Source organism: Pseudomonas sp. ADAK2 TE3594 (genome assembly GCF_053628675.1).
Genome location: NZ_JBRJGV010000001.1, coordinates 3,730,178 through 3,753,792 on the forward strand (window position 1 = coordinate 3,730,178; position 23,615 = coordinate 3,753,792).

Here is a 23,615-nt window from a genome sequence, read left to right on the forward strand (position 1 = left end):
GCGACGTACAAGCCTGAAAGCAAAGGGAAAAGCGCCAAACTCAAGCACGATGGACGACTCTACGCCCCACGCCCGCCTGCGACCTTTAGACCAATGGACGAAAAACGTTGCATATGAACCATCGGCAGATTGCCAGCTACCTATGTATAATGCCGCCGCTGACCACAGAGTCACGACGGCCGACCGCTCTATCACACGACGTTGGGCCCGAATAAGCCGGATTGTTATCGCAGTCCACCCGCTTGACGCTCGACTGATGCACCCAACATCACCGCGAAGAAACCTCGACATTCGGTTCACGGATGACTTTGAACGAACGCGCTTACCCGGCGCCCCTCGAGTTTCTGCGCACGCTTTAGCAAAGAAGAGAGAGTTAATCCGAATATGCCCACCCGCTCGAAGATCATCTATACCTTCACCGACGAAGCCCCAGCCCTCGCCACCTATTCACTGTTGCCTATCGTAGAGGCTTTCACCGCCTCGGCTGATATCGCCGTTGAAACCCGCGATATCTCTCTTGCAGGGCGCATTCTGGCCAGCTTCCCCGAGCAATTGGGTGACAAAGCCGTAGCCGACCACCTCGCCGAACTGGGCGACCTGGCCGTTACGCCTGAAGCCAACATCATCAAGCTGCCGAACATCAGCGCTTCGGTTCCGCAACTGCAGGCCGCGATCAAAGAGCTGCAAGCCCAGGGCTTCGCACTGCCGGACTACCCGGAAACCGTGACCAGCGATGCCGACAAGCTCGCCAAGTCGCGTTACGACAAGATCAAGGGCAGCGCCGTAAACCCGGTTCTGCGCGAAGGCAACTCCGATCGTCGCGCACCACTGTCGGTCAAGAACTACGCGCGCAAGCACCCGCACAAAATGGGCGCATGGGCCAAAGACTCCAAGTCCCACGTCGCTCACATGAGCACCGGCGATTTCTACGGCAGCGAAAAAGCCGCCCTGATCGACGCCGCTGACTCCGTCAAAATCGAACTGATCGCTCAAGACGGGACCACCACCGTCCTGAAAGAAAAAACCACCGTGCAAGCCGGTGAGATCCTCGATTGCGCAGTCATGAGCAAAAACGCGCTGCGCAGCTTCATCGCAGCCGAGATCGAAGACGCCAAAGCCAAAGGCGTGTTGCTGTCGGTTCACCTGAAAGCCACCATGATGAAGGTCTCCGACCCGATCATGTTCGGCCAGATCGTTGCCGAGTTCTATAAAGACGCACTGGCCAAGCACGCTGACGTGCTGGCCCAGATCGGCTTCAACCTGAACAACGGCATCGGCGACCTGTACGCTCGCATCAAGGCCTTGCCTGCCGAGCAACAAGCTCAAATCGAAGCGGACATCCAGGCGGTCTACGCCGTTCGTCCGTCGCTGGCCATGGTCAACTCCGACAAAGGCATCACCAACCTGCACGTGCCGAGCGACGTTATCGTCGATGCCTCGATGCCGGCAATGATCCGTGACTCCGGCAAGATGTGGGGCACTGATGGCCAGCTGCACGACACCAAGGCTGTGATCCCGGATCGCTGCTACGCCACCATCTACCAGGCGGTGATCGAAGACTGCAAGGCTAACGGCGCTTTTGATCCAACCACCATGGGCAGCGTGCCAAACGTTGGCCTGATGGCGAAAAAAGCCGAAGAGTACGGCTCGCACGACAAGACTTTCCAGATCAAGTCGAATGGCGTGGTTCGGGTTTCCGATGGCGCTGGCCGCACCCTGCTGGAACAGTCGGTTGAAGCCGGCGACATCTTCCGCATGTGCCAGACCAAAGACGCGCCGATCCAGGACTGGGTCAAACTGGCCGTCAACCGTGCTCGCGCAAGCGCAACTCCGGCGATTTTCTGGCTGGACCCAATGCGCGCCCACGACGGCGTAGTGATCGAGAAAGTTCAGGCCTACCTGAAGGATCACGATACTTCCGGCCTGGACATCCGCATCATGTCGCCCGTCGACGCGATGAAGTTCACCCTGGACCGCACCCGTGAAGGCAAGGACACCATTTCGGTGACCGGCAACGTATTGCGCGACTACCTGACTGACCTGTTCCCGATCATGGAGCTGGGCACCAGCGCCAAGATGCTGTCGATCGTTCCACTGATGAACGGCGGTGGTCTGTTCGAAACCGGCGCCGGCGGTTCGGCACCGAAGCACGTTCAGCAGCTGCTGGAAGAAAACTTCCTGCGCTGGGATTCCCTGGGCGAGTTCCTGGCCCTGGCCGCTTCCCTCGAGCATCTGGGTGTTACCTACAACAACCCTAAAGCGCTGGTGTTGGCCAAGACCCTGGATCAGGCCACTGGCCAGTTCCTGGACAACAACAAGTCGCCATCGCGCAAAGTCGGCAACATCGACAACCGCGGCAGCCACTTCTACCTGGCGCTGTACTGGGCTCAAGCCCTGGCTGCCCAGACCGAAGACGCTGCACTGCAAGCGCAGTTCGGCGAACTGGCCAAGACCCTGACCGAGAACGAAGCGACCATCGTTGCCGAGCTCAACGCCGTTCAGGGCAAGCCAGTGGACATCGGCGGTTACTACCACGCCAATGCCGAACTGATCAGCAAGGCCATGCGCCCGAGCAACACCTTCAACGCCGCGATCGCTGCGCTGGTTTAAGGTTGTAAGGGAACATCACAAACCCCGGCCTCGTGCCGGGGTTTGTGTTTGTGGCGTTCATACATATTTATCTGTCAGAACCCGAACCTGTGGGAGCTGGCTTGCCTGCGATGGCGGTTTATCATTCAACATTGATATCGACTGACCCACCGCCATCGCAGGCAAGCCAGCTCCCACAGGATCGAGTTTCAACATTCAAATTGAGGAACTCTTATGGATTGGCTACCCCACATCACCGTCGCCACCATCGTCGAAGACAATGGTCGCTTCCTGATGGTCGAAGAACTCAAGCACGGACAAACGGTGCTCAACCAACCGGCCGGCCATCTGGACCCGGATGAAACCCTGATCGAGGCCGCCGTGCGTGAAACCCTCGAGGAAACCGGCTGGGACGTCGAGCCGACAGGCGTGGTGGGCATTTATCTCTACACCGCGCCAAGCAATGGCGTGACCTACCAGCGGGTCTGCTTCACCGCAAAACCGCTCAAACACCACCCGGATTATCAGCTGGATGACGGTATCGTCGGCGCAAAATGGCTGACGCGTGACGAACTGCTGCAACAGCGCGCAAACTGGCGCAGTGAGCTGATCATCCGCTGTATCGATGATTATCTGGACGGTAAACACTTCAGCCTCGAGCTGATCCGCCCTTCTCTTTAGCCTTGCAGGCTTGAGCCTGCTAGAATCGCGTCCTTTTTCAAGACACTCATTGAATCCCTATGCGTGATCCAGCCCCTTCTGACACACAAAAGAAGCGCGTTATTGTCGGCATGTCCGGCGGCGTGGACTCTTCCGTTTCCGCTCTCCTGCTGATCGAGCAGGGTTATGAGGTGGAAGGCCTGTTCATGAAGAACTGGGAAGAAGACGATGGAACCGAATACTGCACCGCCATGGATGACCTGGCGGACGCTCAGGCCGTGTGCGACAAGATTGGCATCAAGCTGCACACCGCCAACTTCGCCGCCGAGTACTGGGACAACGTGTTCGAACATTTCCTGGCCGAGTACAAGGCCGGTCGCACGCCGAACCCGGACATCCTCTGCAACCGCGAAATCAAGTTCAAGGCGTTCCTCGACTACGCCATGATGCTCGGCGCCGACCTGATCGCCACCGGCCACTACGTGCGCCGCCGCGACATCGATGGCCGCACCGAATTGCTCAAGGGCCTGGATCCGAACAAGGACCAGAGCTACTTCCTGCACGCCGTCGGCGGTGAACAGATCGCCAAGACCCTGTTCCCGGTCGGCGAGCTGGAAAAACCCGAAGTGCGCGCGATTGCCGAGAAGCACGACCTGGCCACCGCAAAGAAAAAGGATTCCACCGGGATCTGCTTTATCGGCGAACGCCGCTTCAGCGACTTCCTCAAGCAATACCTGCCGGCCCAACCCGGCGAGATCAAGACCACCGAAGGCGAAGTCATCGGCCGTCACCACGGCTTGATGTACCACACCATCGGCCAGCGTCAGGGCCTGGGCATCGGCGGACTGAAAGACGCCAGCGACGAGCCGTGGTATGTGCTGATCAAGGACCTGGAGCACAACGAGCTGATCGTTGGCCAAGGCAATGATCACCCTTACTTGTTCTCCCGCGCCCTGCTCGCCTCGGACATCTATTGGGTCAACCCGATCGATTTGACCGAGCCGCGCAAGCTGACCGCCAAAGTGCGCTATCGCCAGAGCGACCAGCCGTGCACGCTGGAAAAGACCGCCAGCGGCTACCGCGCGACCTTCGATGACCCGCAACGCGCAGTCACTCCAGGCCAGTCCGTGGTGTTCTACGACGGTGAAATCTGCCTCGGCGGCGGCGTGATCGAAGTGGCCGAACCCTGGACCAGCAAGGGCCAGCGTTCATGAGCCCGACCCAGGAGCAACTGACGGCCCTGGGCGGCGTGTTTCTCGCCGCCGTACTGGTCGACAAGATCGCCAAGAGTGGCCAGACCAACGAAGCCGGCCTGACCTGCATGCTCGGCAGCCTGTTGATTCGCGACCCCAAGGACACGCTGGAAGTCTATGGCGGCGACGACATCAATCTGCGTGACGGCTATCGCGCCCTGATCGGCGCCCTGGAGCGCGACCCCAGCACCCTTCAGCGCGAACCTCTGCGCTACGCCCTGGCGATGCTGGGGCTGGAGCGTCAACTGGCCAAGCGCGACGACATGCTGGAAGTGATCGGCAAGCGTTTGCCGCAGATTCAGTCTCAGGTCGAACACTTCGGCCCGGCTCACGAAAACGTGATCGCCGCCTGCGGTGCGCTGTATCAGGACACCCTGAGCACCCTGCGCCAACGGATTCAGGTGCATGGCGACATGCGCAACCTGCAGCAACCGAGCAATGCCTCGAAGATTCGCGCGCTGTTGCTCGCCGGGATCCGTTCGGCACGCCTGTGGCGGCAGTTGGGCGGTCATCGCTGGCAGTTGGTGATCAGCCGGCGCAAGCTGCTTAAAGAGCTTTACCCGCTGATGCGCAGCAGCTGAACCGCGCCCGCAATACCGCTTTGTAGTCAGTAACGCGTAATACGCCGGTCAGTTGGCAACGGACCGGCGGATTTTTTCATGTATGATACGCGCCCCATTTCGTTGCCCGACTGTCCGAGAACACCCCATGCAGCTCTCTTCGCTCACTGCGGTTTCCCCTGTTGACGGCCGCTACGCCGGCAAAACCCAGGCCCTGCGCCCAATTTTCAGCGAATACGGTCTGATCCGTGCTCGCGTCCTGGTTGAAGTGCGCTGGCTCCAGCGCCTGGCCGCTCACCCTGCCATCAGCGAAGTGCCGGCGTTCTCCGCCGAAGCCAACGCGGTGTTGAACACCCTGGCGGAAAACTTCTCTCTGGAGCACGCCGAGCGTGTCAAAGAGATCGAGCGCACCACCAACCACGACGTCAAAGCCATTGAGTACCTGCTCAAAGAGCAAGCGGCCAAGTTGCCAGAACTGGCTGCCGTCAGCGAATTCATCCACTTTGCCTGCACCAGCGAGGACATCAACAACCTGTCCCACGCCCTGATGCTGCGCGAAGGCCGTGATGATGTGATGCTGCCGCTGATGCGCCAGACTGCCGAAGCCATTCGCGAACTGGCCATCCGTTTCGCCGACGTGCCGATGCTGTCGCGTACCCACGGTCAACCGGCTTCGCCGACCACCCTGGGCAAAGAGCTGGCGAACGTGGTTTATCGTCTGGAGCGTCAGATCGCTCAAGTCGCCGCCGTTCCCCTGCTGGGCAAAATCAACGGCGCTGTCGGCAACTACAACGCTCACCTGTCGGCCTACCCTGAAATCGACTGGGAAGCCAACGCCCGCGCCTTCATCGAAGACGAACTGGGCCTGGGCTTCAACCCGTACACCACGCAGATCGAACCGCACGACTACATCGCCGAGCTGTTCGACGCGATCGCGCGCTTCAACACCATCCTGATCGACTTCGACCGCGACATCTGGGGCTACATCTCCCTGGGTTATTTCAAACAGCGCACCATCGCTGGCGAAATCGGTTCGTCGACCATGCCGCACAAGGTCAACCCGATCGACTTCGAAAACTCCGAAGGCAACCTGGGGATCGCCAACGCACTGTTCCAGCACCTGGCGAGCAAGCTGCCGATCTCCCGCTGGCAGCGCGACCTGACCGACTCCACCGTACTGCGCAACCTCGGTGTCGGCTTCGCCCACAGCGTGATCGCGTACGAAGCCAGCCTCAAAGGCATCAGCAAACTGGAGCTCAACGCTCAGAAAATCGCTGCTGACCTGGACGCCTGCTGGGAAGTATTGGCCGAGCCGATCCAGACCGTGATGCGCCGCTACAACATCGAAAACCCGTACGAAAAGCTGAAAGAACTGACTCGCGGCAAGGGCATCAGCCCTGAAGCGCTGCAGACTTTCATCGACGGCCTGGACATGCCAGCCGCCGCCAAGGCCGAGCTGAAACTGCTCACTCCGGCGAACTACATCGGTAACGCTGTGGCACAAGCCAAACGCATCTGATCGACCGCTTTACCCGTTTGAGACGCCCGGCAGCGCCGGGCGTTTTTATTCCCGTCTGAAAAGTGCATTTTTTCAATAGGTTACACATGAATCCTGATATTCCTCTTCAACTTCTGGGCGGCATCACGGCGCGCGAATTCCTGCGTGACTACTGGCAGAAAAAACCCCTGCTGATCCGTCAGGCGATCCCTGATTTCGAAAGCCCGATCGACGCCGACGAACTGGCCGGCCTGGCGCTGGAAGAAGAAGTCGAATCGCGCCTGGTGATCGAGAACGGCGAGCGTCCCTGGGAATTGCGCCGTGGTCCGTTCGCCGAAGACGAATTCAGCAAACTGCCGGAACGTGACTGGACCCTGCTGGTTCAAGCGGTCGACCAGTTCGTGCCGGAAGTCGCTGAGCTGCTGGAGAACTTCCGCTTCCTGCCGAGCTGGCGCGTCGACGATGTGATGATCAGCTTCGCCGCCCCGGGTGGCAGTGTTGGCCCGCACTTCGACAACTACGATGTGTTCCTGCTGCAGGGTCACGGCAAGCGCAACTGGAAAATCGGCCAGATGTGCGATTCCGAGAGCCCGTTGCTGCAACACGCCGACCTGCGCATCCTCGCTGACTTCGAAGCCACCGATGAGTGGGTTCTGGAACCGGGCGACATGCTGTATCTGCCACCGCGCCTGGCCCACTGCGGCGTGGCCGTCGATGACTGCATGACCTATTCGGTTGGTTTCCGCGCGCCGAGCGCCGCTGAAGTGCTGACCCACTTCACCGACTTCCTCAGCCAGTTCCTGTCGGACGAAGAGCGTTACACCGACGCCGACGCCCTGCCGGCGGTCGATCCTCATCAGATCCAGCACGACGCCCTCGATCGCCTGAAAAGCCTGCTGGCCGAGCACATGAGCGACGAGCGCCTGCTGCTGACCTGGTTCGGCCAGTTCATGACCGAGCCGCGCTACCCGGAACTCGTGGTTGGCCCGGAAGAGATCGAAGAAGACGACCTGCTCGCCAGCCTCGAGCAAGGCGCGATCCTGATCCGCAACCCAAGCGCACGCCTGGCCTGGTCGGAAGTTGATGACGACCTGCTGCTGTTTGCCAGCGGTCAGAGCCGTTATCTGCCGGGCAAACTGCGCGAGCTGTTGAAGATGATCTGCGCCGCCGATGCGCTGCACGTCGACAACCTTGGCGAGTGGCTGATCGATGAAGACGGCCGCGGCCTGCTGTGTGAGCTGATCAAGCAGGGAAGCCTGGGGTTTGCCGATGAATAAAATTCACGTTCGTGTCGCAGACTGGCAAAAGGATAACGCCGAGATCCGGCGCATTCGTGAGACGGTGTTCATCGCCGAGCAATCCGTTCCACCTGAACTGGAATGGGATGCTGATGACGCAACGGCAGTCCACTTCCTGGCCTTTGAAGGCGACTTCCCGATCGGCACCGCTCGGCTGCTGCCAGATGGTCACATCGGTCGGGTGTCGGTGCTGAAGGACTGGCGCGGCTTGAAAGTCGGCGATGCGCTGATGCAAGCGGTGATCGGTGAAGCCGAAGAGCGCGGACTGAAGCAGCAGATGCTGAGCGCGCAAGTGCAGGCCACGGCGTTCTATGAGCGCCTGGGCTTCAGCATGGTCAGTGAGGAATTCCTGGAAGCCGGGATTCCGCATGTGGACATGGTGCGTCACTCCGCCTGACACCCTGCCACCGATCGTTCCCACGCTCCGCGTGGGAATGCCTCTCGGGACGCTCCGCGTCCCATCGCGGCAAGTGACGCGGAGCGTCACAGGCTGCATTCCCACGCGGAGCGTGGGAACGATCACGCCCCGCCATCCTCGGATGCCGGGGCGTTTTGCTGTCTACGATTCAACTTGCCCCACCGCGGGCCGACAAACTGGCAAACTCAAGCCTTTGATTGCGGAGATAACGGATATGTCCCTACGCACCCTGCTCACCACGCTGCTGCTGACCTGCAGTTTTTCGGTCATGGCCGCCACCGAGATCGTGCCCCTGAACTATCGCACCAGCGCCGACCTGCTGCCGGTGGCACAGGATTTCATCGGCAAGGACGGTCAGGTCAGCGCCTACGGCAATCAGCTGATCGTCAACGCAGAACAACGCAAGATCGACGAACTCAAGGCCTTGATCGGCCAACTCGACGTGGCCGCCAAGCGCTTGCTGATCACCGTCGATACCAACGAAAACAACTTCCAGGGCGATCAGGGTTACTCGGTGAACGGTGCCAAGCCGAGCCAGACTCGCATCATCAACCGCAGCACCGACAGCCGTGACGGCGGTATCCAGCAGGTTCAGGCCAGCGAAGGCACACCGGCGCTGATCCAGGTCGGCCAGAGCGTGCCGCTGACCAGCACGCAGACCGATTCCTATGGCGATCTGCGCAGCCAGACCGAATACCGCAATGTCACTCAAGGTTTCTACGTCACCGCCAGCGTCACCGGCGAGATCGTTCATCTGGCAATCAGTACCAACCGTGACCGGATGAGCCAGGAACGTCCCGATGTAGTGAATGTGCAAAGTACCGACACAACTGTCACGGGTCGACTGGGTGAATGGATCACCCTGGCCGGCGTGAACCGCCAGACTCAGGCCGACAAACAGGGCCAGACCCGCAGTTACTCGACTCAGGGCCGGGATGACATGACCCTGCGGGTGAAAGTCGATACTTTGGACTAAACCACCAAAAACTGACTGATTAGTCGTATTAGACCAAAGATGTAGTGCTTTAAAAAAAAGCACTACAAAACGTTTGACGAGCCAAAAAAGCAAAGGCATGATGGCCTCGCTCCCGCTAATCAGAGGCCCTGGCAAGGGCTTTCGAGTCGCTGTTCGCACCTACCCCGCGAGCCGATTCGTGTCTGTACCGCCCACAAGGTGTGTTTGACGAGGTTGCCGACTGGAACGAAGTTGTCCCGAGGGACGGAAGCGTAATTAGGTAACCCGGCTCCACACTGAAGTTCGCACCAAGGCCCACGACGCCCGAATGCGCTCGCCAGTTCGCCCTTACCTGCTCACTTCCCCTCGAGCCCATCGTTCATCCCGTCGCCACCCCCGCCGAACCCGACTTGACCGCCTAAGCTTCTGGTCAGCGAGCAGCCTTTTACGCCCCTTTAAAATGCGTTATCTGGCTGGAGCAGGAATTTCCACCAAGAACGACTTTTTATCAAAGACGCGACGAGGTTTATCTCCATGGCACTGACACGCGAACAGCAAATTGCAGCCCTCGAAAAAGATTGGGCTGAAAACCCGCGCTGGAAAGGCGTGACACGCAATTACTCCGCTGCTGACGTCGTCCGTCTGCGTGGCTCGGTTCAACCTGAGCACACCTTTGCAAAAATGGGCGCCGACAAGCTTTGGAACCTGGTCACCCAGGGTGCCAAGCCGTCCTTCCGTCCTGAGAAAGATTTCGTCAACTGCATGGGCGCCCTGACCGGCGGCCAGGCTGTGCAACAAGTCAAAGCCGGTATCCAGGCGATCTACCTGTCGGGCTGGCAAGTGGCTGCGGACAACAACTCCGCCGAATCGATGTACCCGGATCAGTCGCTGTACCCGGTGGATTCGGTTCCGACCGTGGTCAAGCGCATCAACAACTCGTTCCGTCGTGCCGACCAGATCCAGTGGAAAGCCGGCAAGAACCCGGGCGACGAAGGCTACATCGACTACTTCGCACCGATCGTGGCTGACGCTGAAGCCGGTTTCGGCGGCGTACTGAACGCCTACGAGCTGATGAAGAGCATGATCGAGGCAGGCGCCGCCGGCGTTCACTTCGAAGACCAACTGGCTTCCGTGAAAAAATGCGGCCACATGGGCGGCAAGGTACTGGTTCCGACCCAGGAAGCTGTACAGAAGCTGACCGCTGCGCGTCTGGCAGCTGACGTTGCCGGTACGCCGACCATCATCCTGGCCCGTACCGACGCCAACGCAGCCGACTTGCTGACTTCCGATTGCGATCCGTACGACCAGCCATTCGTGACTGGCGAACGTACCCAGGAAGGCTTCTACAAAGTGCGTGCCGGTCTCGACCAGGCCATCGCTCGCGGCCTGGCCTACGCGCCGTTCGCCGACCTGATCTGGTGCGAAACCGCCAAGCCGGATCTGGACGAGGCTCGTCGCTTCGCTGAAGCGATCAAAAAGGAATACCCGGACCAACTGCTGTCGTACAACTGCTCGCCTTCCTTCAACTGGAAGAAAAACCTGGACGACGCGACCATCGCCAAGTTCCAGCGCGAACTGTCCGCCATGGGCTACAAGCACCAGTTCATCACCCTGGCCGGCATTCACAACATGTGGCACAGCATGTTCAACCTGGCGCACGACTACGCCCGCAACGACATGACTGCCTACGTGAAGCTGCAAGAGCAAGAGTTCGCTGACGCTGCCAAGGGTTACACCTTCGTGGCTCACCAGCAGGAAGTGGGCACCGGCTACTTCGACGACATGACCACCGTGATTCAAGGTGGCACGTCCTCGGTGACCGCGCTGACCGGTTCAACCGAAGAAGAACAGTTCCACTGATCTGCTTCGCCTGAGTAAACGGCCGTTGCGGACCGAATAAAAGCTAACCGCAGCGCTGCACATCTGACGCCCCGACTGGTTCGGGGCGTTTTTTTGCCTGGGATTTCACCTGCTTTTGTAGGAGCGAGGCTTGCCCGCGAAGAACGATGACGCGGTACGCCTGAAAAACCATGGCGCGCTCTTCGCGGGCAAGCCTCGCTCCTACAGACCCAGACAGACAAAAACATTGATCCAGAGCGGTGTCGCGATCAGAAAAAGAGGGTAAAACGGGGACGCCTGCTACTTGCAGTAACACGCATATAAGACAACTTCCCAGCCACTCACCCGTTAAACAGTTTGAAAACCACGTCAAATAATATTGATTATCATTTAGCGGCAACTATGTTCGTTACATTCCCTACAAGACATATTTGACAAAACCCCCGCTAATGCCCGAGCGGCATGGGCTACAGGGCTTTGGAGGCACGCTATGTCCTTATTCTTGTAAATAATTTCGCTATCTGAATTTTACTTGCTCGGTGTTTAGCCATAAAATCACCGCGATTGATTGCTGCGACATATCGTCACTGCTTTGTTTCTTTTCAAGCTCAGAGACCTTTGCTCTCTGTTAAGGATTACCAGCATGCCCGAAGCGACCGGACTCATGGCCCACAACTGGGGCTTTGCCATTTTCCTTCTGGGTGTCGGCGGCCTTTGCGCCTTCATGCTCGGCGTCTCCAGCCTCCTCGGGTCAAAAGCCTGGGGCCGCAGCAAAAACGAACCGTTCGAGTCCGGCATGCTACCTACCGGTGGCGCCCGCTTGCGGCTCTCAGCCAAATTCTATCTGGTCGCGATGCTCTTCGTGATCTTCGATATCGAAGCCCTTTTTCTCTTTGCCTGGTCTGTGTCCGTCCGCGAAAGCGGCTGGACCGGATTCGTCGAAGCTCTCGTTTTCATAGCAATTCTGTTGGCAGGCCTTGTCTACCTATTCCGAGTGGGCGCCCTTGACTGGGCTCCGGAAGCTCGTCGTAAGCGGCAAGCGAAGCTGAAACAATGAGGCTTTGGCAATGCAATACAATCTCACCAGGATCGACCCCGATGCTCCTAACGAGCAGTATCCGATTGGCAAACGGGAAACCGTTTCCGATCCGTTAGAAGATCAAGTCCACAAAAACATTTTCATGGGCAAGCTCGAAGACGTGCTCAACGGCACGATCAACTGGGGGCGCAAGAACTCCCTGTGGCCGTATAACTTCGGTCTTTCGTGCTGCTACGTGGAAATGACCACCGCCTTCACGGCGCCCCACGACATCGCGCGCTTTGGCGCCGAGGTTATCCGGGCATCGCCGCGTCAGGCGGATTTCATGGTTATCGCCGGTACCTGCTTCATCAAGATGGCGCCGATCATTCAGCGTCTCTACGAGCAAATGCTCGAGCCTAAATGGGTCATCTCCATGGGTTCGTGCGCCAACTCCGGTGGCATGTACGACATCTACTCCGTCGTTCAAGGGGTGGACAAGTTCCTGCCCGTGGACGTCTACGTGCCTGGCTGCCCACCCCGCCCTGAAGCTTTTCTGCAAGGCTTGATGCTGTTGCAGGAGTCGATTGGCCAGGAGCGTCGCCCACTTTCCTGGGTCGTTGGCGATCAAGGCGTTTACCGCGCCGAGATGCCTTCGCAAAAGGAACAGCGCCGCGAACAGCGTATTCAGGTAACCAACCTGCGCAGCCCCGACGAAGTCTGATCCAGATCTGTTCTTACAAAGAAACGAGAAACTGGCTTCATTCTTTACGTTGACCGAAAGCGATAAATAACCATGACTACAGGCAGTGCTCTGTACATCCCGCCTTATAAGGCAGACGACCAGGATGTGGTCGTCGAACTGAACAATCGTTTTGGCCCGGAGGCGTTCACCGCCCAGCCGACCCGCACCGGCATGCCGGTGCTTTGGGTTGCCCGCGCCAAACTCGTCGAAGTCCTGACCTTCCTGCGTAACCTGCCCAAGCCGTACGTCATGCTCTATGACCTGCACGGCGTGGACGAGCGTCTGCGCACCAAGCGTCAAGGGCTGCCAAGCGGCGCCGACTTCACTGTGTTCTATCACTTGATGTCGATCGAACGTAATAGTGACGTAATGATCAAGGTCGCCTTGTCCGAGAGCGACCTCAGCGTGCCGACCGTTACCGGTCTGTGGCCGAACGCCAATTGGTACGAGCGTGAAGTGTGGGACATGTACGGCATCAACTTTGCCGGTCACCCGCACCTGACCCGCATCATGATGCCGCCGACCTGGGAAGGTCACCCGTTGCGCAAGGACTTCCCGGCCCGCGCCACCGAGTTCGACCCGTTCAGCCTGACCCTGGCCAAGCAACAGCTTGAGGAAGAAGCCGCGCGCTTCAAGCCTGAAGACTGGGGCATGAAGCGTTCCGGTGCGAACGAGGACTACATGTTCCTCAACTTAGGTCCCAACCACCCTTCGGCGCACGGTGCGTTCCGCATCATTCTGCAGCTGGACGGTGAAGAGATCGTCGACTGCGTGCCGGACGTCGGTTACCACCACCGTGGTGCCGAGAAGATGGCCGAGCGTCAGTCCTGGCACAGCTTCATTCCGTACACCGACCGTATCGACTACCTCGGCGGCGTGATGAACAACCTGCCGTACGTGCTTTCGGTCGAGAAGCTGGCCGGCATCAAGGTGCCCGAGAAGGTCGACGTCATCCGCATCATGATGGCCGAGTTCTTCCGGATCACCAGCCACCTGCTGTTCCTGGGGACTTACATCCAGGACGTCGGCGCCATGACCCCGGTGTTCTTCACCTTCACCGACCGCCAGAAGGCGTACACGGTGATCGAAGCCATCACCGGTTTCCGTCTGCACCCGGCCTGGTACCGCATCGGTGGCGTCGCTCACGACCTGCCGCGCGGCTGGGAAAAACTGGTCAAGGATTTCGTCGAGTGGATGCCCAAGCGTCTGGACGAATACCAGAAAGCCGCACTGGACAACAGCATCCTGCGTGGCCGGACCATCGGCGTCGCCGCCTACAACACCAAGGAAGCCCTGGAATGGGGCGTCACCGGTGCCGGCCTGCGTTCCACCGGTTGCGATTTCGACCTGCGTAAGGCTCGCCCTTACTCCGGCTACGAAAACTTCGAATTCGAAATCCCGCTAGCGGCCAATGGCGATGCCTACGACCGTTGCATCGTTCGCGTCGAAGAAATGCGCCAGAGCCTCAAGATCATCGAGCAGTGCATGCGCAACATGCCGGAAGGCCCGTACAAGGCGGATCACCCGCTGACCACGCCGCCACCCAAAGAGCGCACGCTGCAACACATCGAGACCCTGATCACGCACTTCCTGCAAGTTTCGTGGGGCCCGGTCATGCCGGCCAACGAATCCTTCCAGATGATCGAAGCGACCAAGGGCATCAACAGTTATTACCTGACGAGCGATGGCGGCACCATGAGCTACCGCACCCGGATTCGTACTCCAAGCTTCCCGCACCTGCAGCAGATCCCTTCGGTGATCAAAGGCAGCATGGTCGCGGACTTGATCGCGTACCTGGGTAGTATCGATTTCGTTATGGCCGACGTGGACCGTTAAGCATGAACAGCACGCTTATCCTGACAGACCGTTTCGCCCTGAGCGAAACCGAGCGCTCGGCCATCGAGCATGAGCTGCATCACTACGAAGACCCGCGCGCGGCGTCGATCGAAGCCCTGAAGATCGTCCAGAAGGAACGTGGCTGGGTGCCTGACGGCGCGCTCTACGCCATCGGCGAGATCCTCGGCATCCCGGCCAGCGACGTTGAAGGCGTGGCGACGTTCTACAGCCAGATCTTCCGTCAGCCTGTGGGCCGTCACATCATTCGCGTCTGCGACAGCATGGTCTGCTACATCGGCGGCCACGAGTCGGTGGTCAGCGAAATCCAGAGCAAGCTGGGCATCGGCCTGGGTCAGACCACCGCCGACGGTCGTTTCACCCTGCTGCCGGTCTGCTGCCTCGGCAACTGCGACAAGGCGCCGGCGTTGATGATCGACGACGACACGTTCGGTGATGTGCAGCCTGCCGGTGTTGCCAAATTGCTCGAGGGCTACGTATGACCCTGACTTCCTTCGGTCCTGCCAACCGCATCAAGCGTTCGGCCGAGACTCACCCGCTCACCTGGCGTCTGCGTGACGACGGCGAAGCCGTATGGCTCGACGAGTACCAGGCCAAGAACGGTTACGCCGCTGCGCGCAAGGCCTTCGCCGACATGGCCCAGGACGACATCGTCCAGACCGTGAAAGACTCCGGCCTCAAGGGCCGCGGCGGTGCAGGCTTCCCCACGGGCGTGAAGTGGGGCCTGATGCCCAAGGACGAATCCATCAACATCCGCTACCTGCTGTGCAACGCGGATGAGATGGAGCCGAACACCTGGAAAGACCGCATGCTGATGGAGCAACTGCCCCATCTGCTGATCGAAGGCATGCTGATCAGTGCTCGCGCGCTGAAAACCTACCGTGGCTATATCTTCCTGCGTGGCGAATACACCACCGCCGCCAAGCACCTGAACCGTGCCGTGGAAGAAGCCAAGGCAGCAGGCCTGCTGGGTAAGAACATCCTGGGCAGCGGCTTCGATTTCGAACTGTTCGTCCACACCGGCGCCGGGCGTTACATCTGCGGTGAAGAAACCGCACTGATCAACTCCCTCGAAGGCCGCCGCGCCAACCCGCGTTCCAAGCCGCCCTTCCCTGCCGCCGTGGGCGTGTGGGGCAAGCCGACTTGCGTGAACAACGTGGAAACCCTGTGCAACGTGCCGGCGATCATTGCCGACGGCGTGGACTGGTACAAATCGTTGGCGCGCGAAGGCAGTGAAGACATGGGCACCAAGCTCATGGGCTTCTCCGGCAAGGTCAAGAACCCGGGCCTGTGGGAATTGCCGTTCGGCGTCACCGGTCGCGAGTTGTTCGAAGACTACGCCGGCGGCATGCGCGACGGTTACAAGCTCAAGTGCTGGCAGCCAGGCGGCGCCGGTACCGGTTTCCTGTTGCCGGAACACCTGGACGCACAAATGTATGCCGGCGGCATCGCCAAAGTGGGCACCCGTATGGGTACCGGCCTGGCCATGGCGGTGGACGACAGCGTCAACATGGTGTCGTTGCTGCGCAACATGGAAGAGTTCTTCTCCCGCGAATCCTGCGGCTTCTGCACCCCATGCCGTGACGGTTTGCCGTGGAGCGTCAAGCTGCTGCGCGCGATCGAGAACGGTGAAGGCCAAGCCGGCGATATCGAGACCCTGCTGGGTCTGGTCGGTTTCCTCGGCCCAGGCAAGACCTTCTGTGCTCACGCACCGGGCGCCGTGGAGCCGTTGGGCAGCGCCATCAAATACTTCCGCCATGAGTTCGAAGCCGGCATCGCGCCTACCAGCGCCGTCGTCCCGCCTCTGGCAAAGCCGATCGTAGTCGGCGCGTAAACGCTTAAAAAGGCGAAGGGTCCGTGCCCTTCGTCTTCTCGTGTGATGACGCCGTAAACGGCTGTGTTGATTCACGCGAATAACAAGATTCCATTAGCCACGCCCGCTGACACCGGGCCAACGAAGAACTTTGAACCATGGCCACTATCCACGTAGACGGCAAAGAGCTCGAAGTCGATGGGGCAGACAACCTGTTACAGGCGTGTCTGTCGCTAGGCCTCGATATCCCTTATTTCTGCTGGCACCCAGCCCTTGGCAGCGTTGGCGCTTGCCGCCAGTGCGCGGTCAAGCAGTACACCGACGAGAACGACAAGCGCGGTCGGATCGTCATGTCCTGCATGACGCCAGCTACCGACGGCAGCTGGATCTCCATCGACGACGAAGAAGCGAAAGTGTTTCGCGCCAGCGTCGTCGAATGGCTGATGACCAACCACCCTCACGACTGCCCGGTCTGTGAGGAAGGCGGTCACTGCCACCTGCAAGACATGACGGTGATGACCGGCCACAACGAGCGCCGTTATCGCTTCACCAAGCGTACTCACCAGAACCAGCAACTGGGCCCGTTCATTTCCCACGAAATGAACCGCTGCATCGCCTGCTATCGCTGCGTGCGCTTCTATAAAGACTACGCTGGCGGCACCGACCTCGGCGTATTCGGCGCCCACGACAACGTGTACTTCGGTCGCGTTGAAGATGGCACCCTCGAAAGCGAGTTCTCCGGCAACCTCACCGAAGTCTGCCCGACGGGTGTGTTCACCGACAAGACTCACTCCGAGCGCTACAACCGCAAGTGGGACATGCAGTTCTCGCCGAGCATCTGCCATGGCTGCTCCAGCGGTTGCAACATTTCCCCGGGCGAGCGTTACGGCGAACTGCGTCGCATCGAAAACCGTTTCAACGGTTCGGTGAACCAGTACTTCCTGTGCGACCGTGGTCGTTTCGGCTATGGCTACGTCAACCGCGAAGACCGCCCGCGTCAGCCACTGCTGGCCAACGGCGCCAAGCTGGGCCTCGACGAAGCACTGGATAAAGCCGCCGACCTGCTGCGCGGTCGAAACATCGTCGGTATCGGTTCGCCGCGCGCCAGCCTCGAAAGCAACTACGCGTTGCTTGAACTGGTCGGCGCCGAGCACTTCTACTCCGGTATCGAAGCCGCTGAACTTGAGCGCATTCGTCTGGTTGTACAGGTGCTCAAAGACAGCCCGCTGCCGATCCCGAACATGCGCGACATCGAAGATCACGATGCGATTTTCGTCCTCGGCGAAGACCTGACCCAGACCGCTGCGCGCATGGCCCTGGCCCTGCGTCAATCGGTCAAGGGCAAGGCTGAAGACATGGCCGACGCCATGCGCGTTCAGCCGTGGCTCGATGCCGCGGTGAAGAACATCGGTCAGAACGCGCTGAACCCGCTGTTCATCGCCAGCCTGGCTGAAACCAAGCTCGACGACATCGCTGAAGAATGCGTTCACGCCGCTCCAGACGACCTGGCCCGCATCGGTTTCGCCGTGGCTCACGCCCTCGACGCCAGCGCGCCTGCCGTTGAAGGTCTGGACGCTGAAGCTCTTGACCTGGCCAAGCGCATTGCCGACGCCCTGCTCGCTGCCAAGCGTCCACTGATCATTGCCGGTACCTCGCTGGGTTCCAAGGCGTTGATCGAAGCCGCGGCGAACATCGCCAAGGCCCTGAAGCTGCGCGAGAAGAACGGTTCCATCAGCCTGATCGTGCCAGAGGCCAACAGCCTCGGCCTGGCCATGCTCGGTGGTGATTCGGTCGACGCAGCCCTGCAAGCGGTGATCGACGGTAAGGCCGACGCCATCGTCGTGCTGGAAAACGATCTGTACACCCGTACCGACAAAGCCCGTGTCGATGCTGCCCTGAACGCCGCGAAAGTGGTGATCGTGGCGGACCATCAGAAGACCGCCACCAGCGATCGCGCGCACCTGGTTCTGCCAGCCGCCAGCTTCGCTGAAGGCGACGGTACGCTGGTCAGCCAGGAAGGCCGCGCCCAGCGCTTCTTCCAGGTCTTCGACCCGACTTACCTCGACGCAAGCATTCTGGTTCACGAAGGCTGGCGCTGGTTGCATGCCCTGCGTTCGACCCTGCTGAACCAGCCGATCGACTGGACCCAACTGGACCACGTCACCGCTGCCGTTGCTGCGAGCAAACCGCAACTGGCGCGCATCGTCGATGCCGCACCGTCCGCCACATTCCGCATCAAAGGCCTGAAACTGGCGCGCGAACCGCTGCGTTACAGCGGCCGGACCGCCATGCGCGCCGACATCAGCGTGCATGAACCGCGTACTTCCCAGGACAACGACACCGCGTTCTCGTTCTCCATGGAAGGTTACTCGGGCTCGGTCGAACCGCGTCAGCAAGTACCCTTCGCCTGGTCTCCGGGCTGGAACTCGCCGCAAGCCTGGAACAAGTTCCAGGACGAAGTCGGTGGTCACATCCGCGCTGGCGACCCGGGCACTCGCCTGATCGAAAGCACCGGTGATTCGCTGAACTGGTTCGCCAGTGTTCCGCGCGCGTTCAACCCGGCTCCGGGCACCTGGCAGGTCGTGCCGTTCTTCCACCTGTTCGGCAGCGAAGAGAACTCTTCCAAAGCCGCACCGGTTCAGGAACGCATCCCGGCCGCTTATGTGTCGCTGGCCAAGTCCGAAGCCGACCGCCTGGGTGTCAATGACGGTGCCCTGCTGAGCCTGAACGTAGCCGGCCAGACCTTGCGTCTGCCGCTGCGCATCAACGAAGAGCTGGGTGCCGGTCTGGTTGCATTGCCGGCCGGTATCGCCGGTATTCCGCCAGCGATCTTTGGCAAATCCGTTGACGGTCTGCAGGAGGCAGCGCTATGACCTTGTTCACTCCTGAAGTGATCGACGTAATCATCGCGGTCCTCAAGGCCATCGTGATCCTGCTCGCCGTGGTGGTGTGCGGCGCGCTGCTGAGCTGGGTCGAGCGTCGTCTGCTCGCCCTCTGGCAGGACCGCTACGGTCCGAACCGCGTCGGCCCGTTCGGCGCGTTCCAGATCGCCGCCGACATGATCAAGATGTTCTTCAAGGAAGACTGGACCCCGCCGTTCGCCGACAAAGTGATCTTCACGTTGGCACCGGTCGTGGCCATGAGCGCCTTGCTGATTGCCTTCGCAATCATCCCGATCACCCCGACCTGGGGAGTGGCGGACATCAACATCGGCATCCTGTTCTTCTTTGCCATGGCCGGTCTGTCGGTCTACGCGGTGCTGTTCGCCGGCTGGTCGAGTAATAACAAGTTCGCCCTGTTGGGCAGCTTGCGGGCCTCGGCACAAACCGTGTCGTACGAAGTGTTCATGGGCCTGTCGCTGATGGGCATCGTGATCCAGGTTGGCTCGTTCAACATGCGCGACATCGTTGAATACCAGGCGCAGAACCTGTGGTTCGTCATTCCGCAGATCTTCGGTTTCCTGACTTTCTTCATCGCTGGCGTCGCCGTGACTCACCGTCACCCGTTCGACCAACCGGAAGCGGAGCAGGAACTGGCCGACGGTTACCACATTGAATACGCCGGCATGAAATGGGGCATGTTCTTCGTCGGCGAGTACATCGGCATCGTGTTGATTTCGGCACTGCTGGTGACCTTGTTCTTCGGTGGCTGGCACGGTCCGTTCGGCATTCTGCCGCAGATCCCGTTCATCTGGTTTGCACTGAAAACCGCGTTCTTCATCATGTTCTTCATCCTGCTGCGCGCCTCGATTCCGCGCCCACGGTATGACCAAGTGATGGATTTCAGCTGGAAGTTCTGCCTGCCGCTGACCCTCGTCAACATGCTGGTGACCGCTGCGGTCGTGTTGCTCAACACGCCCGCCGTCGCGGCTCAGTGAGGATAGAGAATCATGAAGTACATTTTTGACATCGTGCATGGCTTCTTCACCCAGCTTCGCAGCCTGGTGATGATCTTCGGCCACGCTTTCCGCAAGCGCGACACGCTGCAGTACCCGGAAGAAGCCGTGTACCTGCCGCCGCGCTTCCGTGGCCGTATCGTCCTGACCCGCGACCCTGACGGTGAAGAGCGTTGTGTAGCCTGCAACCTGTGCGCCGTGGCGTGCCCGGTCGGTTGCATCTCGCTGCAGAAAGCTGAAACCGAAGACGGTCGCTGGTACCCGGACTTCTTCCGCATCAACTTCTCGCGCTGCATTTTCTGCGGCCTCTGCGAGGAAGCCTGCCCGACCACCGCGATCCAGCTGACACCGGATTTCGAAATGGCCGAGTTCAAACGTCAGGACCTGGTGTACGAGAAAGAAGATCTTTTGATCTCCGGCCCCGGCAAAAACCCTGATTACAACTTCTATCGTGTTGCAGGTATGGCGATTGCCGGTAAGCCAAAAGGCTCCGCGCAGAATGAAGCCGAGCCGATCAACGTGAAGAGCTTGCTGCCTTAAGGAAGAAAGATGGAATTCGCTTTCTATTTCGCATCGGGTATCGCTGTTGTGTCCACGCTTCGCGTGATCACCAACACCAACCCCGTGCACGCCCTGCTCTACCTGATCATTTCGCTGATCGCCGTGGCCATGACGTTCTTCGCCCTCGGCGCACCGTTTGCCGGTGTACTGGAAGTGATCGCCTACGCTGGCGCCATCATGGTGCTGTTCGTGTTCGTGGTGATGATGCTGAACCTGGGCCCGGCCTCGGTTCAGCAAGAGCGCGTCTGGCTCAAACCCGGCATCTGGCTGGGCCCGGTCGCACTCGGCGCCCTGCTGCTGGCTGAACTGCTGTACGTGCTGTTCGCCCATCAGAGTGGCCAGGCCATCGGCCACACCACCGTAGACGCCAAGGCCGTGGGCATCAGCCTGTTCGGTCCTTACCTGCTGGTGGTCGAACTCGCCTCGATGCTGCTGCTCGCCGCAGCCGTCACGGCGTTCCACTTGGGCCGCAACGAAGCCAAGGAGCAATGACGATGCCTGCTATCCCTATGGAGCATGGTCTGGCGGTTGCCGGCATCCTGTTCTGCCTCGGTCTGGTCGGCCTGATGGTCCGGCGCAACATTCTTTTCGTGCTGATGAGCCTGGAGGTCATGATGAATGCCTCCGCGTTGGCGTTCATCGTTGCCGGTAGCCGCTGGGCACAGCCGGATGGACAGATCATGTTCATCCTGGTGATCAGCCTGGCAGCCGCCGAGGCCAGTATTGGCCTGGCGATTCTGTTGCAGCTGTATCGCCGCTTCCACACTCTCGATATCGACGCTGCCAGCGAGATGCGCGGATGAACCTTCTCTATCTGACTTTCGTATTCCCTCTTATAGGTTTCCTGCTGCTGGCGTTCTCACGCGGTCGCTTGTCGGAAAACCTTTCGGCGCTGATCGGCGTCGGCTCCATTGGCCTGTCGGCAATCGTCACTGCTTACATAATCTGGCAGTTCAACGTTGCACCACCTGAAGGCGGTCACTACACCCACGTGTTGTGGCAGTGGATGGCGGTAGAAGGCTTCACGCCTAACTTCGCCCTGTACCTGGATGGTCTGTCCCTGACCATGCTCGGTGTAGTGGTCGGTGTCGGCTTCCTGATCCACCTGTTCGCGTCCTGGTACATGCGCGGTGAAGCTGGTTACTCGCGCTTCTTCGCCTACACCAACCTGTTTATCGCCAGCATGCTGTTCCTGGTCCTGGCCGATAACCTGTTGTTCGTGTACTTCGGCTGGGAAGGCGTGGGCCTGTGCTCGTACCTGTTGATCGGTTTCTACTACAGCAACCGCAACAACGGTAACGCAGCACTCAAAGCCTTCATCGTGACCCGCGTCGGCGACGTGTTCATGGCCATCGGCCTGTTCATCCTGTTCCAACAGTTGGGCACGCTGAACATTCAGGAACTGCTGGTCAAGGCGCCTGAGCACTTCAAGGCCGGTGACTTCTGGATCGTTCTGGCGACCCTGATGCTGCTGGGCGGCGCTGTCGGTAAATCCGCGCAACTGCCGCTGCAAACCTGGCTGGCGGATGCGATGGCCGGCCCGACTCCGGTTTCGGCACTGATCCACGCCGCGACCATGGTGACCGCTGGTGTCTACCTGATCGCCCGTACCCACGGTCTGTTCGCCCTGGCGCCGGACATCCTGCACCTGGTAGGTGTGGTGGGTGGCGTGACGCTGGTGCTGGCAGGTTTCGCGGCACTGGTGCAGACAGACATCAAACGTATCCTCGCCTACTCGACCATGAGCCAGATCGGCTACATGTTCCTGGCCTTGGGCGTAGGTGCATGGGACGGCGCGATTTTCCACCTGATGACCCACGCCTTCTTCAAGGCGCTGTTGTTCCTCGCATCCGGTGCGGTGATCGTTGCCTGCCACCACGAGCAGAACATCTTCAAGATGGGCGGCCTGTGGAAGAAACTGCCACTGGCCTACGCCAGCTTCATCGTCGGCGGCGCGGCCCTGGCGGCCTTGCCTCTGGTGACTGCGGGCTTCTATTCCAAGGATGAAATCCTCTGGGAAGCGTTCGCCAGCGGTAACCAGGGTCTGCTTTATGCAGGTCTGGTCGGTGCCTTCATGACCTCGCTGTACACCTTCCGCCTGATCTTCATCGCGTTCCACGGTGAAGCGAAGACCGAAGCGCACGCTGGTCACGGCATTGCTCACTGGCTGCCGCTGTCGGTGCTGATCGTACTGTCGACGTTCGTCGGCGCGATGATCGTTCCGCCGCTGCACGGTGTACTGCCGGAAAGCGTCGGCCATGCCGGCGGCGAAGCCAAGCACAGTCTGGAAATCGCCTCGGGCGCCATCGCCCTGGCCGGTATCCTGCTGGCCGCGCTGCTGTTCCTCGGCAAGCGCCGCTTCGTCACCGCCATCGCCAACAGCGGCGTCGGCCGCTTCCTTTCGGCCTGGTGGTTCGCTGCCTGGGGCTTCGACTGGATCTACGACAAACTGTTCGTCAAGCCTTACCTTGCGATCAGCCACATTCTGCGCAAAGACCCGCTCGACCAGACCATCGGTCTGATCCCGCGTATGGCCAAGGGCGGTCACACCGCCCTGAGCCGCACCGAGACCGGTCAACTGCGTTGGTATGCCGCCTCGATGGCTGCTGGTGCCGTGCTGGTAATCGGCGCCGTCGTTCTGGTAGCGGTCTGATATGAA

20 protein-coding genes are annotated in these 23,615 nt (G+C 59.9%); all 20 read left to right on the forward strand.

Going from position 1 to position 23,615, the window contains the following annotated elements; genetic code table 11:
* Positions 1-384: 384 nt before the first annotated feature.
* The 20 genes from AB7M22_RS16540 (at position 385) to nuoL (ending at position 23,609) form a co-directional block, all read left to right on the forward strand.
* Positions 385-2,610 carry an NADP-dependent isocitrate dehydrogenase gene (locus AB7M22_RS16540; RefSeq protein WP_454187130.1) on the forward strand — a complete coding sequence of 742 codons (2,226 nt, stop codon included), beginning with the start codon at positions 385-387 and terminating at the stop codon, positions 2,608-2,610.
* Positions 2,611-2,823: 213 nt separating this feature from the next.
* Positions 2,824-3,270 (forward strand): NUDIX hydrolase, encoded by a 447-nt coding sequence (locus AB7M22_RS16545; protein WP_008014882.1) that lies wholly within the window; start codon positions 2,824-2,826, stop codon positions 3,268-3,270.
* Positions 3,271-3,329: 59 nt separating this feature from the next.
* Complete coding sequence (gene mnmA, locus AB7M22_RS16550; RefSeq protein WP_258615884.1) at positions 3,330-4,463, forward strand: tRNA 2-thiouridine(34) synthase MnmA; 1,134 nt, start codon at positions 3,330-3,332, stop codon at positions 4,461-4,463.
* The gene (gene hflD / locus AB7M22_RS16555) at positions 4,460-5,083 is read left to right on the forward strand and encodes a high frequency lysogenization protein HflD (protein WP_008014886.1); all 624 of its coding nucleotides are present in this window, start codon (positions 4,460-4,462) and stop codon (positions 5,081-5,083) included. Before mnmA ends, hflD begins: the two co-directional genes overlap by 4 nt.
* A 127-nt stretch (positions 5,084-5,210) precedes the next feature.
* Positions 5,211-6,581: an adenylosuccinate lyase gene (gene purB, locus AB7M22_RS16560; protein ID WP_007905039.1), complete on the forward strand. Its 1,371-nt coding sequence runs from the start codon at positions 5,211-5,213 to the stop codon at positions 6,579-6,581.
* 86 nt (positions 6,582-6,667) lie between these two features.
* Positions 6,668-7,837: a ribosomal protein uL16 3-hydroxylase gene (locus AB7M22_RS16565; protein WP_007905042.1), complete on the forward strand. Its 1,170-nt coding sequence runs from the start codon at positions 6,668-6,670 to the stop codon at positions 7,835-7,837.
* Positions 7,830-8,255, forward strand: coding sequence for a GNAT family N-acetyltransferase (locus tag AB7M22_RS16570; protein ID WP_007905044.1), 426 nt, complete (start codon positions 7,830-7,832; stop codon positions 8,253-8,255). Before AB7M22_RS16565 ends, AB7M22_RS16570 begins: the two co-directional genes overlap by 8 nt.
* Positions 8,256-8,490: 235 nt before the next feature.
* A complete protein-coding gene (locus AB7M22_RS16575) occupies positions 8,491-9,252 on the forward strand; it encodes a secretin N-terminal domain-containing protein (protein ID WP_454187131.1) in 762 nt (253 codons plus the stop codon).
* A gap of 513 nt (positions 9,253-9,765) precedes the next feature.
* Positions 9,766-11,091 (forward strand): isocitrate lyase, encoded by a 1,326-nt coding sequence (gene aceA / locus AB7M22_RS16580; protein ID WP_007905048.1) that lies wholly within the window; start codon positions 9,766-9,768, stop codon positions 11,089-11,091.
* 622 nt (positions 11,092-11,713) lie between these two features.
* Positions 11,714-12,127: an NADH-quinone oxidoreductase subunit A gene (locus AB7M22_RS16585; RefSeq protein ID WP_007905050.1), complete on the forward strand. Its 414-nt coding sequence runs from the start codon at positions 11,714-11,716 to the stop codon at positions 12,125-12,127.
* Positions 12,128-12,137: 10 nt separating this feature from the next.
* Entirely contained in the window at positions 12,138-12,812 is a 675-nt protein-coding gene (locus AB7M22_RS16590; protein WP_008014893.1) for a NuoB/complex I 20 kDa subunit family protein, read from the forward strand.
* Between the two features lie 72 nt (positions 12,813-12,884).
* Positions 12,885-14,669 carry an NADH-quinone oxidoreductase subunit C/D gene (nuoC, locus tag AB7M22_RS16595; RefSeq protein ID WP_008014895.1) on the forward strand — a complete coding sequence of 595 codons (1,785 nt, stop codon included), beginning with the start codon at positions 12,885-12,887 and terminating at the stop codon, positions 14,667-14,669.
* 2 nt (positions 14,670-14,671) lie between these two features.
* A complete protein-coding gene (gene nuoE, locus AB7M22_RS16600) occupies positions 14,672-15,169 on the forward strand; it encodes an NADH-quinone oxidoreductase subunit NuoE (RefSeq protein ID WP_007905058.1) in 498 nt (165 codons plus the stop codon).
* Positions 15,166-16,521, forward strand: a complete 1,356-nt coding sequence (gene nuoF / locus AB7M22_RS16605; RefSeq protein ID WP_008014896.1) for an NADH-quinone oxidoreductase subunit NuoF — start codon at positions 15,166-15,168, stop codon at positions 16,519-16,521. The genes nuoE and nuoF overlap by 4 nt, the downstream gene beginning before the upstream one ends.
* A gap of 137 nt (positions 16,522-16,658) precedes the next feature.
* On the forward strand, positions 16,659-19,373 hold the full coding sequence (gene nuoG / locus AB7M22_RS16610) for an NADH-quinone oxidoreductase subunit NuoG (protein ID WP_454187132.1): 2,715 nt from the start codon (positions 16,659-16,661) through the stop codon (positions 19,371-19,373).
* On the forward strand, positions 19,370-20,377 hold the full coding sequence (nuoH, locus tag AB7M22_RS16615; protein ID WP_007905066.1) for an NADH-quinone oxidoreductase subunit NuoH: 1,008 nt from the start codon (positions 19,370-19,372) through the stop codon (positions 20,375-20,377). Before nuoG ends, nuoH begins: the two co-directional genes overlap by 4 nt.
* Positions 20,378-20,389: 12 nt before the next feature.
* Positions 20,390-20,935, forward strand: coding sequence for an NADH-quinone oxidoreductase subunit NuoI (nuoI, locus tag AB7M22_RS16620; RefSeq protein WP_007981268.1), 546 nt, complete (start codon positions 20,390-20,392; stop codon positions 20,933-20,935).
* 9 nt (positions 20,936-20,944) lie between these two features.
* The gene (nuoJ, locus tag AB7M22_RS16625) at positions 20,945-21,448 is read left to right on the forward strand and encodes an NADH-quinone oxidoreductase subunit J (protein WP_008014904.1); all 504 of its coding nucleotides are present in this window, start codon (positions 20,945-20,947) and stop codon (positions 21,446-21,448) included.
* A gap of 2 nt (positions 21,449-21,450) precedes the next feature.
* A complete protein-coding gene (gene nuoK, locus AB7M22_RS16630; protein WP_007946416.1) occupies positions 21,451-21,759 on the forward strand; it encodes an NADH-quinone oxidoreductase subunit NuoK in 309 nt (102 codons plus the stop codon).
* Positions 21,756-23,609 carry an NADH-quinone oxidoreductase subunit L gene (gene nuoL, locus AB7M22_RS16635; protein WP_008014907.1) on the forward strand — a complete coding sequence of 618 codons (1,854 nt, stop codon included), beginning with the start codon at positions 21,756-21,758 and terminating at the stop codon, positions 23,607-23,609. The genes nuoK and nuoL overlap by 4 nt, the downstream gene beginning before the upstream one ends.
* Positions 23,610-23,615 lie beyond the last annotated feature (6 nt).

Coding starts and splice junctions, on each gene's coding strand:
- AB7M22_RS16540 (WP_454187130.1), top strand. CDS start 385: ATGCCCACCCGCTCGAAGATCATCTATACCTTCACCGACGAAGCCCCA.
- AB7M22_RS16545 (WP_008014882.1), top strand. CDS start 2,824: ATGGATTGGCTACCCCACATCACCGTCGCCACCATCGTCGAAGACAAT.
- mnmA (WP_258615884.1), top strand. CDS start 3,330: ATGCGTGATCCAGCCCCTTCTGACACACAAAAGAAGCGCGTTATTGTC.
- hflD (WP_008014886.1), top strand. CDS start 4,460: ATGAGCCCGACCCAGGAGCAACTGACGGCCCTGGGCGGCGTGTTTCTC.
- purB (WP_007905039.1), top strand. CDS start 5,211: ATGCAGCTCTCTTCGCTCACTGCGGTTTCCCCTGTTGACGGCCGCTAC.
- AB7M22_RS16565 (WP_007905042.1), top strand. CDS start 6,668: ATGAATCCTGATATTCCTCTTCAACTTCTGGGCGGCATCACGGCGCGC.
- AB7M22_RS16570 (WP_007905044.1), top strand. CDS start 7,830: ATGAATAAAATTCACGTTCGTGTCGCAGACTGGCAAAAGGATAACGCC.
- AB7M22_RS16575 (WP_454187131.1), top strand. CDS start 8,491: ATGTCCCTACGCACCCTGCTCACCACGCTGCTGCTGACCTGCAGTTTT.
- aceA (WP_007905048.1), top strand. CDS start 9,766: ATGGCACTGACACGCGAACAGCAAATTGCAGCCCTCGAAAAAGATTGG.
- AB7M22_RS16585 (WP_007905050.1), top strand. CDS start 11,714: ATGCCCGAAGCGACCGGACTCATGGCCCACAACTGGGGCTTTGCCATT.
- AB7M22_RS16590 (WP_008014893.1), top strand. CDS start 12,138: ATGCAATACAATCTCACCAGGATCGACCCCGATGCTCCTAACGAGCAG.
- nuoC (WP_008014895.1), top strand. CDS start 12,885: ATGACTACAGGCAGTGCTCTGTACATCCCGCCTTATAAGGCAGACGAC.
- nuoE (WP_007905058.1), top strand. CDS start 14,672: ATGAACAGCACGCTTATCCTGACAGACCGTTTCGCCCTGAGCGAAACC.
- nuoF (WP_008014896.1), top strand. CDS start 15,166: ATGACCCTGACTTCCTTCGGTCCTGCCAACCGCATCAAGCGTTCGGCC.
- nuoG (WP_454187132.1), top strand. CDS start 16,659: ATGGCCACTATCCACGTAGACGGCAAAGAGCTCGAAGTCGATGGGGCA.
- nuoH (WP_007905066.1), top strand. CDS start 19,370: ATGACCTTGTTCACTCCTGAAGTGATCGACGTAATCATCGCGGTCCTC.
- nuoI (WP_007981268.1), top strand. CDS start 20,390: ATGAAGTACATTTTTGACATCGTGCATGGCTTCTTCACCCAGCTTCGC.
- nuoJ (WP_008014904.1), top strand. CDS start 20,945: ATGGAATTCGCTTTCTATTTCGCATCGGGTATCGCTGTTGTGTCCACG.
- nuoK (WP_007946416.1), top strand. CDS start 21,451: ATGCCTGCTATCCCTATGGAGCATGGTCTGGCGGTTGCCGGCATCCTG.
- nuoL (WP_008014907.1), top strand. CDS start 21,756: ATGAACCTTCTCTATCTGACTTTCGTATTCCCTCTTATAGGTTTCCTG.